General features: G+C 27.1%; 16 protein-coding genes. 9 read left to right on the forward strand and 7 right to left on the reverse strand.

Annotated elements, in window-relative coordinates:
- Positions 1–57: 57 nt before the first annotated feature.
- The 6 genes from AVBRAN9334_RS00725 to AVBRAN9334_RS00750 form a co-directional block, all read right to left on the reverse strand.
- Positions 58–411, reverse strand: a complete 354-nt coding sequence (locus AVBRAN9334_RS00725; protein WP_239803084.1) for a hypothetical protein — start codon at positions 409–411, stop codon at positions 58–60.
- Between the two features lie 9 nt (positions 412–420).
- Positions 421–1215 carry a hypothetical protein gene (locus tag AVBRAN9334_RS00730; protein ID WP_336606747.1) on the reverse strand — a complete coding sequence of 265 codons (795 nt, stop codon included), beginning with the start codon at positions 1213–1215 and terminating at the stop codon, positions 421–423.
- A 142-nt stretch (positions 1216–1357) separates the two neighbouring features.
- Positions 1358–1711, reverse strand: a complete 354-nt coding sequence (gene rplT / locus AVBRAN9334_RS00735; protein ID WP_214117784.1) for a 50S ribosomal protein L20 — start codon at positions 1709–1711, stop codon at positions 1358–1360.
- A gap of 80 nt (positions 1712–1791) precedes the next feature.
- Positions 1792–1986: a 50S ribosomal protein L35 gene (gene rpmI / locus AVBRAN9334_RS00740; RefSeq protein ID WP_214117785.1), complete on the reverse strand. Its 195-nt coding sequence runs from the start codon at positions 1984–1986 to the stop codon at positions 1792–1794.
- A 59-nt stretch (positions 1987–2045) separates the two neighbouring features.
- On the reverse strand, positions 2046–3191 hold the full coding sequence (locus AVBRAN9334_RS00745) for an MFS transporter (protein ID WP_336606748.1): 1146 nt from the start codon (positions 3189–3191) through the stop codon (positions 2046–2048).
- Positions 3192–3261: 70 nt separating this feature from the next.
- On the reverse strand, positions 3262–3969 hold the full coding sequence (locus AVBRAN9334_RS00750; protein ID WP_336606749.1) for a transporter substrate-binding domain-containing protein: 708 nt from the start codon (positions 3967–3969) through the stop codon (positions 3262–3264).
- 230 nt (positions 3970–4199) lie between these two features.
- Here AVBRAN9334_RS00750 and AVBRAN9334_RS00755 point away from each other — a divergent pair, with 230 nt between their 5' ends.
- A complete protein-coding gene (locus AVBRAN9334_RS00755; RefSeq protein WP_336606750.1) occupies positions 4200–5762 on the forward strand; it encodes an amidohydrolase in 1563 nt (520 codons plus the stop codon).
- 14 nt (positions 5763–5776) lie between these two features.
- Here AVBRAN9334_RS00755 and AVBRAN9334_RS00760 read toward each other — a convergent pair whose 3' ends face one another.
- Positions 5777–6484 carry a substrate-binding periplasmic protein gene (locus AVBRAN9334_RS00760; protein ID WP_239803086.1) on the reverse strand — a complete coding sequence of 236 codons (708 nt, stop codon included), beginning with the start codon at positions 6482–6484 and terminating at the stop codon, positions 5777–5779.
- 221 nt (positions 6485–6705) lie between these two features.
- Between AVBRAN9334_RS00760 and argF the strand changes: the two genes are divergently transcribed.
- From argF to AVBRAN9334_RS00800, 8 genes are all read left to right on the forward strand, one after another.
- A complete protein-coding gene (gene argF / locus AVBRAN9334_RS00765) occupies positions 6706–7641 on the forward strand; it encodes an ornithine carbamoyltransferase (protein WP_336606751.1) in 936 nt (311 codons plus the stop codon).
- 75 nt (positions 7642–7716) lie between these two features.
- Positions 7717–9048, forward strand: a complete 1332-nt coding sequence (locus AVBRAN9334_RS00770) for a signal recognition particle protein (RefSeq protein WP_214117791.1) — start codon at positions 7717–7719, stop codon at positions 9046–9048.
- A gap of 92 nt (positions 9049–9140) precedes the next feature.
- Positions 9141–9365 carry a 30S ribosomal protein S16 gene (gene rpsP / locus AVBRAN9334_RS00775; protein ID WP_214117792.1) on the forward strand — a complete coding sequence of 75 codons (225 nt, stop codon included), beginning with the start codon at positions 9141–9143 and terminating at the stop codon, positions 9363–9365.
- Positions 9365–9610 carry a KH domain-containing protein gene (locus AVBRAN9334_RS00780; RefSeq protein ID WP_214117793.1) on the forward strand — a complete coding sequence of 82 codons (246 nt, stop codon included), beginning with the start codon at positions 9365–9367 and terminating at the stop codon, positions 9608–9610. The genes rpsP and AVBRAN9334_RS00780 overlap by 1 nt, the downstream gene beginning before the upstream one ends.
- Positions 9603–10121, forward strand: a complete 519-nt coding sequence (rimM, locus tag AVBRAN9334_RS00785; RefSeq protein WP_442862413.1) for a ribosome maturation factor RimM — start codon at positions 9603–9605, stop codon at positions 10119–10121. Before AVBRAN9334_RS00780 ends, rimM begins: the two co-directional genes overlap by 8 nt.
- Positions 10121–10837, forward strand: coding sequence for a tRNA (guanosine(37)-N1)-methyltransferase TrmD (gene trmD / locus AVBRAN9334_RS00790; RefSeq protein ID WP_214117795.1), 717 nt, complete (start codon positions 10121–10123; stop codon positions 10835–10837). The genes rimM and trmD overlap by 1 nt, the downstream gene beginning before the upstream one ends.
- Positions 10827–11183 (forward strand): 50S ribosomal protein L19, encoded by a 357-nt coding sequence (gene rplS / locus AVBRAN9334_RS00795; RefSeq protein ID WP_214117796.1) that lies wholly within the window; start codon positions 10827–10829, stop codon positions 11181–11183. The genes trmD and rplS overlap by 11 nt, the downstream gene beginning before the upstream one ends.
- A 43-nt stretch (positions 11184–11226) precedes the next feature.
- Positions 11227–11703 (forward strand): GNAT family N-acetyltransferase, encoded by a 477-nt coding sequence (locus AVBRAN9334_RS00800; RefSeq protein ID WP_336606753.1) that lies wholly within the window; start codon positions 11227–11229, stop codon positions 11701–11703.
- The last annotated feature ends 306 nt before the right edge of the window (positions 11704–12009 follow it).

Raw genomic sequence — 12009 nt, forward strand, 5'->3', positions numbered from 1 at the left:
TTAGCGAAATATTTTTAAATAGTAATATTTATTTTTAAGCTATAGAAAATCTATAGCTTAAAAAGAATAAGTAAAATCACCTTCATTGGTTTTAATTTCTGCTTGTTTTAAATTCTCACAAAAATGTATAGGTGAAAATGATTGTCCGTATTTTAATTTTTTAGGATTTGATTTTGATAAAACATAATGAAGTTTGCAATTTCCTTTATTTAGTTTAATCTCATATATTTCTAATTCATCTATTTTAGATGTAATTTTGAGTTTTTTAGAAGCTCCTATTCCTAGAATATTAACTTCAGGAGAATTAAAATCAGTTATCGATTCAACTTCCATAGGATCATCAATAAATAATCCTATAACAAACAATACAACAAATACTATCAACACACCTTTTAAAATTTTCTTAAACATTTCTTCTCCTTAATAATCTCTAATAGCTAAATCTTTTTTATTAAATGGTTCTAAATTCACAACATTGTCAAATTGCATTTCACTTTGCCTACCTAAAGAAACATAATCTGATACATAAAATATTCCTTGTAGTTTTTCGTGAAATAATTCTGGAATTTCATACTCATTTTTATACCCTTTAATACCACTAGGAATACATTTTTGCTCCACTTCACTATCTTTAAAATAAGCTCCTAAATTATCCCAACTATATTTTTTATCACTTTTAAATGGGATATTTACTGCTAAATTAGCACCATTTAAACCTTGTAAAATCAATGTTCCCCCGTGTGTTCTAACAGGAATTGTCCCTTCTGCTTCTAAAGTAGCCATACCACTAACTACCATGCCTTGAGCTATGTTTTCTTCTTCATCAAGCTGCAAACCTTCTTTAGTTTGAATAGTTCCATAAAAAATTCTTGTTATGTCATATTCATCTTTATCTACATAATCATCATTATTAACTTTTGCCTTTTCATATTCAGCTGTTAAAAAATAATCCTTAGAATTTGAAATATCATTTTGATAAAAAATTGTAGGGTAATAACAATACTCTAAATCAAGATTAATAAGTTTTCCTTGATTATCCAATATTACTTTTTTAAACTTTTGAATATCAGCTTCACTTTTAATAAATATCTTTATTTCTTCCATATTTTTCTTTTCAAAATTAAGCAAACTAGGAAAAAACACCGCAATAATTCCAATGATAGTAGTTAAAAATCCACCTAAAGAGCCGATAATAACTTTTTTCTCAAATTTCATAAAAATCCTTTAAAGTAAAATTAAGAAAAAAGATTATACCCCCCCCCATTCTTAAAATAATATTAAAAAAATAAAAATTACTAGGGAAAATATTTAAATGTTAAAGAAAGAAATTCCTAGCTAATCTTAGCTAGGAAAGAAATTATAATGCTTTTTTAGCTGCTGCTGCAACTTTAGCAAAAGCTGCTGCGTCATTCATAGCCATATCAGCTAGAACTTTTCTATCTAGTTCAATACCAGCTTTTTTAAGACCATTCATAAATCTTGAATAGCTTAAATCATTTAAGCGGCAAGCTGCATTAATTCTAATAATCCATAAACGACGGAAATCTCTTTTTTTGCGGCGTCTATCGCGGTAAGCATATACCAAGCTTCTTTCTAATTGTTCTTTAGCTTTTCTAAAGTGTTTTCTACGACCGCTATAAAAACCTTTAGCTAACTTTAATAATCTTTTATGTCTTCTGCGTCTTACTACGCCTGTTTTTACTCTTGCCATAATTTCTCCTTTTAATGGCGTTTGCTTAAAGCAAATCTTTCCCTAAACGGGGGTAACGAATGATTAAAAATCAAAAACTCTTATTTCATACAAAGCATTTTAAGAACACGGCTTTCATTTGTAGCATGAACAAATTTTGCTGTTCTTAAATCACGCATTCTTTTTGCAGGCTTTTTAGTTAAAATGTGGCTTCTATAAGCTGAACCACGCTTAATTTTATTTTTGCCTACTCTAAAGCGCTTAGAAGCACTTTTTACGCTCTTCATTTTTGGCATAAGCTTTCCTTTTTGTTGAATTTTCTAAAAAAGAAGAGCCGATTTTATCACAATAAAGTTTATATATAGCTTATTTTATTTGAAAGTAAAGAAAAAATTAGCAACAAAAAACTAATAATTATCATAAAAATAATTGAAGTATTAAAACTATTTGTAATATCTTTAAAATATCCAAAAATTATTGGCCCAATAGTAGCTATTAAATACCCTACACTTTGAGACATTGAACTTAAGTATATTGTAGTTTTTGTATCTTTTGATTTAATAGCAATCATTATCAATGCAACGCCAAAAATTCCACCAACAGGAATAGAAAATAATAAAGCTGAAATTATTAAAATATAAATATTTGAACTTAATAAACATATAAAAAAAGCAAGAATATTGCTAATACAAACTAAAGTTAAAAGCATTGCTTTATTTTCAATCTGAGCCATTTTATTAGGTATAAAATAAGCTGAAAACATAGAACAAAATTGAAATAATATAACAATATTAGTCGCATAATCTTTATTCATACTAATAGCTAATATGCTAGGATACCAAGTAATTATCGTATAAAAAACACAACTTTGAAGCCCCATAAAAGCAGTTATTATCCAAGCGTTTTTATTTTTAAAAATACTTAAAAAATCACTGAAATTTTGAGTTTTAGAATATCTATTAAGCCTATGATTTTTAATAAATGGCAGATAGCAAAAAAACGCAATAATAGCAAATATAATCCAACAAAATAAAGCTCCACTAAGTCCAATATAATCAATCAAATAATGCCCAAAAACTCCTATTAAGCTAGAAATGCTTAAAAACATTCCATAAAGTGCCATAATTTTTCCAATATTTTTAAAGTGATTTTTAACAAAACTAGGCATTAAAACATTCAAAATCGCAATACCTAAACCTATTAAAATCGTCCCAAAAAATAAGAAAAAAGTATTAAAAAACGCCCTAGCAAATAGTCCAAACATTATTAAAATAATCGCATAAAGCATAGCTTTTGTATTTGGTAAAATCGGAGCGATTAAAGAAAAAATAAAAAAACAAAAAAGCGGCAAAGCACTTAAAATCCCAATTTGCGTAGAATTTAAATCATAATAACTCATAATATTATCAACTATAGGACCTATTGCAGTAATTGGTGCTCTAAGATTTAAAGATATAAAAATTACACATAAAATACTTATTAAAAAATAACTTTTTTTCATATTTTTCCTTTATTAAGACTTTAATATATCTAAAAAATTCAATTTATGCCTAAATATTAGGCACAAATATTTAGTCTAAATTATATTTTTGTAACAATTTTAAATAAGTTCCATCGTTTTTAAATTTGTTAATTACATTATTAAAATCATCTCTTAATTTAGTATTGCCTTTTTGAAAAGCTATGCAAGTTCCAGCTATTGGAGTTTTTGCGAATACTTCAAAATCATCATAATTTTTAGTATAACTCTTAGCAACGGCAGCTTCTAATACAAAACCATCAATTTTGCCATTTAAAGTAGATAATACAAGTGGAATGTATTCAGAATTTAAAAACGGAACTACACCTTTAATATTAGATATTTCATCAGCTTGCAAAGTTCCTATTTGTGCGCCTAAAATAGCTCCTTTTTCAAGGTCTTTTAAAGAATTTAGCTTTTTATTACTTTTTAATTTGATATAGTGGTTTTCACTTTCTATTATTGGATTTGAAAACTCAACATTTTTAGCTCTTTTAGGTGTGTAACTCATACCTGATGCAATAATATCAATCTTTTTTGATTTTAACGCTAAAATCAAACCATCAAAAGACATTGGAATAACCTCAATTTTTATATTTAACTCCTTAGCAATTTCTCTTACTAAATCAATCTCAAACCCCACAATTTCATCATTTTCCATATACTCAAATGGTGGGAAATCAGGCGATAGACCAACCTTATAAATCTCTTGTGCGAAAAGCCCTAAAGCTAGAAATGTAGCTATAAAAATTTGTTTCATAATAATCTCCTAAAAATTAATAAAAATAAAAAATGTAAAAATAAAAAATAGAATAAAAGAAGTGATAAGTTTTAACGCAGATTTGATTTATTTATTTGTAATTGTTCCATTTGTCCTCCTTAAAAATATGACTTATAATAATCAAAAAAGTAAAATATGTTAATTATAATATGTCTAATTTTAAATTAAATATAAAAAATGTAACATTATGTAACATAAAGGAATAGATTATGAAAATAGGTTTTGTTAATGCTAAAGTTTTTACAGGTAAAAACGAAAATGATTTTATAAGCGAATTTAGTATAAAAAACTCCAAATTTTGTGAAATCAATAATGTAAATAGAAATGATTGCAATAAAATCATAGATTTAAAAAATGCCTGCGTTATTCCTGCATTAAGCGATACTCACACGCATCCAACATATGTATCACAAATAATAGATAGTCTAGCTTGCACTAAACCTTATGTGACAAATATTCCACAATTAATAGAATTTTTAAAAACTTCACCAAATTATGGTAAGGAAAATAAATGGATTAAAGGTTGGTGTTATGATGAATCAAAACTAGATGAAAAAAGAGCTCCTACTATAAAAGATTTAGATTTGATAAGCTCAACACAACCAATTTTTATATTAAGAAGTTGCTGTCATTCTTGCGTTTGCAATTCTAAAGCATTAGAGCTAGCAAATATTACAAAAGACACAAAAGAGCCTAAAGGTGGAAAAATAGGCAGATTTGAAGATGGCACTCCTAATGGTATTATGTATGATTTAGGTGCATCTATGTTAATTCGCAATGCAATGGAAAAAGAAAGCTTAGAAGATGAAGCAAAAAAATTAGTAAAATTAGGCGAAATTTATGCAAGTTTAGGAATAGTAAATATTAGCGATATGATGTGTTATTCTAAACCTTTAAAAGCTTATGAATTATATAAATTAGCAAAAAATATGGGTTTAAAACAAAGAGTTAGTTTATATCAAGTTTATAAAGACGCTAAAGAATTTGGCTTATTTAAAAGCTTAGAAGATATTAAAACTAATGGAATTAAATTCTTTGTAGATGGCACTATTTCATCACAAACTGCATTTACTCATAAACCTTATAAAAATAGCGACAATTATGGGGATTTAGTATGTAATATTAATGAAATTAAAGAAGCCATTGATTTTGCCAAAAATAATAATTGCCAAATAAGTTTTCATCTAATGGGAGATAAAGCTATAGATATAGTAATTGATAATCTTACAAGCTATGAAAATTGGTTAAAAGATTATCCTAGCGTTAGATTTGAGCATGCTTCTATGCTAAATTTAAAACATATTGAAAAAATAAAAAAGTTAAAAGTAAAAATTGCTATAAGCACACAACCAATATTTCAATACGCTGAATATACAAGCTATGAAGATGCGTTAGAAGATGATAGATTTAATTCAATTTGTGCTTTAAACACATTAAAAGAACATTTAGATTTAAGCATTTCAAGTGATGCACCAGCTACAATTCATCACGAGCCTTTTAATTTATTTGTAAGTATTAATGCAGCTGTTGTAAGAACTAATCCTAACGGCAAAAACTATAATAAAAATGAAGAAATATCAGTTGAAGATGCAATTTTAATGCTAACTAAAAACTCACAAAATATCCTAATGCTAAAAAATTGCACAACTATTGAAGATGGTAAAAGCGCTGATTTTATTGTCTTAGATAATGATATTTTTAGTATTGATAAAACAAAAATAAAAGATATAAAAGTTCATCAAACTTGGCTAAAAGGCGAAAGAATTTACTAATCCTTTTTCAAGGATTAGTTTAAATTATATTTTTCTAATAATTTTAAATAAGTTCCATCTTGCTTAAATTTCTCAATAGTTTTATCAAAATCATCTCTTAATTTTGTATTACCCTTTTTAAAAGCTAGGCTCATTCCTTCAATACTAGAAGTAGCAAAAACTTCTAAATTTGGATACTTTTTCATATAACTTTTAGCGACTGGCTCTTCCATTACAAAACCATCAATTTTACCATTTAAAGTAGAATTAATAAGCACTATATATTCTTCGTTTAAATACGGCTTAACACCTTTTAAATTAGTTATTTCGTCAGCTTGAAGAGTGCCTATTTTTGCCCCAATTATTGCACCATTTGATAAATCATCTAAAGAATTTATTTTATCATTTCCTTTTAACTTCAAATAATAATTTTTGCTATCAAATATGCTTTTTGTAAATTCAGCATTTTTAGCTCTTTGTGAAGTATAACTCATACCTGCTGAAATAATATCAATTTTACCCACTTTTAAAGCCGCAATAAGCCCATCAAATGGCATTGTAACAGGCTCAACCTGAATACCCAACTCCTTTGCTACTGCTCTTACTAAATCAATCTCAAATCCTACAATTTCACCATTTTCTATATAATCAAATGGTGGATAATCATATCCTGTGCCAACCTTATAAATCTCTTGTGCGAAAAGCCCTAAAGCTAGCAATGTAGCTATAAAAATTTGTTTCATAATAATCTCCTAAAAATTAATAAAAATAAAAAAATGTAAAAAATAAAAAATAGAATAAAAGAAGTGATAAGTTTTAACGCAGATTTGATTTATTTATTTGTAATTTTTCCATTTGTCCTCCTTAAAAAAATTGCTTTATAATAACTTTTTTTACAATAAATTAAAATAAATTCTTCAAAAATATTTTAAAATTGTATAAATTAGTAACAAAAGGAGAAAAAATGAAACTAACAAACAGAGATTTTCTAACTTTAAAAGATTTTAGTAAAGATGAAATCCTAGCACTTATTAAATTTGCAAAAGAGCTAAAAGAAAAGAAAAAGCAAGGTATAACAGGCAATCATTTGCAAGGAAAAAACATAGCTTTAATATTTGAAAAACCATCAACTAGAACAAGATGTGCATTTGTAGTAGCTTGTAACGATGAAAAAGCTTATCCTGAATATTTAGGTGCTAACGATATACAATTAGGCAAAAAAGAAAGCATACAAGATACCGCTAGGGTATTAAGCAGAATGTTTGATGGCATTGAGTTTCGCGGCTTTAATCAAAGTGATTTAGAAACCTTAGCAAAATATAGTGATGTTCCTGTTTGGAATGGTTTGACAAACGAATTTCATCCAACTCAAATTCTAGCCGATATGCTAACTATTTACGAGCATTTTAACAAACTAGAAGGGCTTAATTTTGCATATATTGGAGATGGTAGAAACAATATGGCAAATTCTCTTATGATAGGCTGTGCTAAATTAGGATTAAATTATATAAATATTAGCCCTAAAGAACTTCATCCTGATAATAAATTAATAAATCTTTGCAAAAGTTTTGCGAATAACTCAAGTATAAAAATCAGCGATAATATTGAAGATATTAAGGGTGCTGATATTATATATACTGATGTTTGGTGCTCTATGGGAGAAGAAGAAAAAGCAAAAGATAGAATAAATATTTTAAAACCTTATCAAGTAAATGATGAATTGCTTTTAAAAACTGGAAAAAATACAATAATAATGCACTGCTTACCTGCAGTAAAAGGTAATGAAATTACAGAAAATGTATTTGAGAATAATGCTGATATAATTTTTAATCAAGCAGAAAATAGAATGCACACTATAAAAGCTGTTATGATTGCTACTATTTGTGATATAGATATATAATTTATTAAACAAATATAAAGCATTTGGGGTTATAATTACCCCTTTTTTTAAAATTTAAATTAAAGGATATTTTTAATGTTTGAGTTGATTAGTGATTCTTTTAAGCAAGCGGTAAATAAATTAAAAACAATAGATGATGAAAAAGCGTTAAAAAACGCTATGGAAACTCTTAAAAAGTCTTTATTAAAGGCTGATGTTCATTTTAAGGTAACGAAAGAATTATTAGTTAATGTAGAAAATGAAGTAAAAGCAAAAGGAATCGGTCAAAAGCATTTTTTAGATGCAATTAAAAATAACCTTACAAACATACTAACACCAGAAAATAAAATAAGCGAATTTAGATTTTCTCCAAGTGGTTTAACATCTGTAATGATGATAGGCTTACAAGGTGGTGGAAAGACAACTAGCACGATAAAATTAGCAAATTATTTAAAACTTAGAAAGAAAAAAGTTCTAGTAGCAGCGTGTGATTTACAAAGACTTGCTGCGGTAGAGCAATTAAGACAATTATGTGAAGCTAATGAAATTGATTTATTTTCAATGGATAGCAAAGACCCTTGCGAAGTAGCAAAAAACGCTCTTAATAAAGCTAAAGATGGCTTATATGATGTATTATTAGTGGATACTGCAGGTCGTTTAGCGATTGATGAGCCTTTAATGAATGAATTAGCTCGTGTAAAAGATATAATAAATCCTTATGAGAGTTTTTATGTAGCTGATGCTATGAGTGGTCAAGAAGGTGTAAAAACTGCAGAAACATTTAATGAAAAAATAGGCATTAGTGGTGTTATTTTAAGTAAATTTGATGCAGATACTAAAGGCGGGGTTGCTTTAGGTATAGCAAAATTATTAAATCTACCTTTAAAATTCGTAGGTATTGGCGAAAAGGTAGGAGATTTTGAGAGTTTTGTTCCAGAAAGAATTGTTGGTCGTATTATGGGAGAAGGCGATTTAGCAACTTTAATGGAAAAAACTTCAGCAGTTTTTGATGAAAAAGAAGCAAAAATCTTAAGCAAAAAAATCAAAAAAGGTGAATTTAATTTCAATGATTTTATAAACCAACTTGAAAGTGTAAAAAAATTAGGGAATTTAGGTTCATTAGTTGGAATGATACCAGGTCTTGGTGGCATTGCTAATAAAGTAAAAGATATAGATTTGGAAAGTTCTAAAGAAATGATACATATAAAGGCAATGATTAGCTCAATGACACCAAAAGAAAGAGAAACTCCAAGCCTATTAAACAATGCTAGAAAAGCAAGAATTGCAAAAGGCGCAGGTCTATCTCAAATGGAAGTTAATAGATTTTTAAAACAATTTGAAAATGCGTCAAAAATCGCTAAAAAACTTTCAAAAGGTGGTATGAAAGGGTTAGGTTCTATGCTAAATCAAGGAAATTTTCCAAAATAATTAAAAATTTTTAAAGCTTTAAACTTATTTAAAGCTTTTTTATAGACAATTTTTGTTTATAAAAAATCTTTAAATCAATCAAGGAGAAAATAATGACAGTTGTAAGACTAACAAGAATGGGTAGAAAAAAGCGTCCTTTTTATCGTATCGTAGTAACAGATAGCAGAAAAAGAAGAGATGGCGGTTGGATTGAGAGTATAGGATATTACAATCCTATGAGCGAGCCTGAAACAATCAAATTTGATGCTGAAAGACTAGCTTACTGGAAAAGCGTAGGCGCTAAATTAAGCGATCGTGTAGCAAGAATTACAAAATAATGGTAAAAGAATTTATTTTTACATATGCAAAAACAATAGCCGCAAATCCTGAGCGGCTAGAAATTTTTGTAGAAGAAAAAGAAAATAACCTAATAGATATTGTTATTATGGCTACTAAAATAGATGCCGGAAGACTTATTGGAAAATCAGGAAAAATCATAACCGCAATTAAAACAATAGCAGTTAATCACAAAAATACTCAAAAATTAAATTATAAAATCACGGTAAAAACTTTTGATGAATAATCTAGTTTATGTTGCTAAAATTGGTAAAACTCACGGATTACTTGGTTTTTTAAAATTTCATAATAAAAGTGATTTTTACGAACAATTTAAACCTAAAGCTGAATTTTTTGATAAAAATGGTAAAAAATTCATAATTAAATCTTTTGATTTTTCAAATTCTTTAGTGCAATTTGTAGGATATGAAGATGTAAATAAGGCTAAAGAACTTGTAAATATGGAACTTTACTCTAATATTGAAAATACTAGAAAAAATATTAAGCTTAAAAAAGATGAATATTTTTATTTTGATATTATTGGGTTAAAAGTATATCAAGATGATGAGTTTTTAGGTAGCGTTGTTGATATTTTAGAAACAGGAGCTAATGATTTATTAGAGATAAAAACTAGCGATGAATTAGTAAATTTAGGCTTATCTAAGAGTTTTTATATACCTTTTCACAATAATTTTATAATTTCAGTAAGTGATATTATCAAGGTAAATAATTCTGAAAGTATTTTAGAAAATTCATAATGAAATTTAATTTTATAAGTTTATTTCCAAATCTAATTGAAAATTATTTTAATGAAAGCATTTTAAAAATTGCAAGAGAAAAAGAGCTTATAAAACTACATTTTGACAATCCTAGAAATTATTCTACAAACAAACATAATAAAGTAGATGATACGAAAATCAGCGGCGGAGCAGGTATGCTTATGGCTTGCCAACCTTTATTTGATTGTTTAGAAAATTATAAAAATTCTCATATTATATTTTTAAGCCCTACAGGAAAACCTTTTAAACAAATTGATGCTAAAAGACTTGCCTTAAAAAATGAAATTACTTTTGTATGCGGAAGATATGAAGGTATTGATGAAAGAGTGTATGAAAATTATGCTAATGAAGTTTTTAGCATAGGTGATTTTGTCCTAACGGGCGGGGAATTAGGAGCTCTTTGTATGTGCGATGCAATTGCTAGAAATATAAATGGAGTAATAAAACAAGAAAGCTTAGTAGAAGAAAGTTTTGAAAATTATTTATTAGAAGCTCCATCTTTTACTAAACCTTTTATATTTGAATATAAAAAAAATAATATTTTTAAGAAATTTTATTCAATTTCAAGTTTTGTTAAGGGTAATCACGCTAATATTAGCCTTTTAAAAAATCATCTATCGTTTTGCAAGACCAAATTCCACCGCCCGGATTTACTTGCTAAGCACAATAATTTAAGGAAAAACTATGAGAAATAAATATATTGAGCAGTTTGAAGCTAAACAAATTGAAGGAAAAAATATTCCTGATTTTAGAGCTGGCGATACATTAAAACTTGCTATTCATATTAAAGAAGGTGATAAGTCAAGGGTTCAAAATTTTGAAGGTATTTGTATAGCTCGTCGTGGTCAAGGCACAGGTGAAACTTTTATGGTTCGCAAAATTGGTGCAAATGGTGTTGGAGTAGAAAGAATATTCCCAATTTATTCTGATAGTCTAGAAAGTATTACGGTAGTTCGCCATGGTAAAGTAAGACGCTCAAGACTATTCTATCTACGCAGATTACGTGGTAAAGCTGCAAGAATTAAAGAACTTAAACGCTAATATTACGGAGATTTTTCTCCGTTTATAGAATTTCGTTTATAGAATGATTACAATACAAAAAGCTTCAGAAAAAGATTTAGATTTAATCTTAGAATTTATTAAAAAATTAGCTGATTATGAAAACTTATCAAGTAGCGTTGTGGCTACTAAAGAACTTTTAAAAGAAAGCTTATTTATACAACAAAAAGCTTATGTTTTAATAGCTTATTATGATTTGAAACCTGTTGGATTTGCTTTGTATTTTAATAATTTCTCTACATTTTTAGGAAAATGTGGAATTTATTTAGAAGATTTATTTGTTGATGTTGAATATAGAAATAAAGGAATAGGAAAAGCACTTATAAAAGAACTTGCAAAAATAGCCAATCAAAATGATTATGAAAGAATTGATTGGGTTTGTCTTAAAGATAATTACCCAAGCCTTGAAGTTTATAAAAAAATAGGAGCTAAAACAAAAGATGAATGGCTACTACATAGACTTGAAAAATCAGATATAAACAACCTTTTAAACAATAAATAAGTTATCTTAACTATGTATAAAAATCACTTAAAATATAAATAATAAGAAATTAAATCATACATTTAAAATTCTTAAATTAATACCTTAGCTAAATCAATAATGTAATAACTTTAAAATCACTAATTATTGTTTAGTTTTAGGTTTTTAAACAATTCTAGCTAAATTACTTTTAGCATTATAAGCTTTTATTACCTATAAATATTTTAAGCGTTCAATAAAACTAAAAATACTCATAAATACATTTATTTTTCAAATTCCAAAACAATTAATAATCAAACCAACCATATTTATAACCACCTTATAAAG

Source organism: Campylobacter sp. RM9334 (assembly GCF_020138145.1).
In the GTDB taxonomy this organism is placed as follows: Bacteria; Campylobacterota; Campylobacteria; order Campylobacterales; family Campylobacteraceae; genus Campylobacter_E.

Excerpts from the sequence above, each read along its gene's own strand:
- rpsP (WP_214117792.1), top strand. The coding sequence starts at position 9,141 with ATGACAGTTGTAAGACTAACAAGAATGGGTAGAAAAAAGCGTCCTTTT.
- AVBRAN9334_RS00750 (WP_336606749.1), bottom strand. The coding sequence starts at position 3,969 with ATGAAACAAATTTTTATAGCTACATTTCTAGCTTTAGGGCTTTTCGCA.
- rplS (WP_214117796.1), top strand. The coding sequence starts at position 10,827 with ATGAGAAATAAATATATTGAGCAGTTTGAAGCTAAACAAATTGAAGGA.
- AVBRAN9334_RS00760 (WP_239803086.1), bottom strand. The coding sequence starts at position 6,484 with ATGAAACAAATTTTTATAGCTACATTGCTAGCTTTAGGGCTTTTCGCA.
- AVBRAN9334_RS00725 (WP_239803084.1), bottom strand. The coding sequence starts at position 411 with ATGTTTAAGAAAATTTTAAAAGGTGTGTTGATAGTATTTGTTGTATTG.
- rplT (WP_214117784.1), bottom strand. The coding sequence starts at position 1,711 with ATGGCAAGAGTAAAAACAGGCGTAGTAAGACGCAGAAGACATAAAAGA.
- rpmI (WP_214117785.1), bottom strand. The coding sequence starts at position 1,986 with ATGCCAAAAATGAAGAGCGTAAAAAGTGCTTCTAAGCGCTTTAGAGTA.
- AVBRAN9334_RS00745 (WP_336606748.1), bottom strand. The coding sequence starts at position 3,191 with ATGAAAAAAAGTTATTTTTTAATAAGTATTTTATGTGTAATTTTTATA.
- AVBRAN9334_RS00770 (WP_214117791.1), top strand. The coding sequence starts at position 7,717 with ATGTTTGAGTTGATTAGTGATTCTTTTAAGCAAGCGGTAAATAAATTA.
- rimM (WP_442862413.1), top strand. The coding sequence starts at position 9,603 with ATGAATAATCTAGTTTATGTTGCTAAAATTGGTAAAACTCACGGATTA.
- trmD (WP_214117795.1), top strand. The coding sequence starts at position 10,121 with ATGAAATTTAATTTTATAAGTTTATTTCCAAATCTAATTGAAAATTAT.
- AVBRAN9334_RS00755 (WP_336606750.1), top strand. The coding sequence starts at position 4,200 with ATGAAAATAGGTTTTGTTAATGCTAAAGTTTTTACAGGTAAAAACGAA.
- AVBRAN9334_RS00730 (WP_336606747.1), bottom strand. The coding sequence starts at position 1,215 with ATGAAATTTGAGAAAAAAGTTATTATCGGCTCTTTAGGTGGATTTTTA.
- argF (WP_336606751.1), top strand. The coding sequence starts at position 6,706 with ATGAAACTAACAAACAGAGATTTTCTAACTTTAAAAGATTTTAGTAAA.
- AVBRAN9334_RS00780 (WP_214117793.1), top strand. The coding sequence starts at position 9,365 with ATGGTAAAAGAATTTATTTTTACATATGCAAAAACAATAGCCGCAAAT.
- AVBRAN9334_RS00800 (WP_336606753.1), top strand. The coding sequence starts at position 11,227 with ATGATTACAATACAAAAAGCTTCAGAAAAAGATTTAGATTTAATCTTA.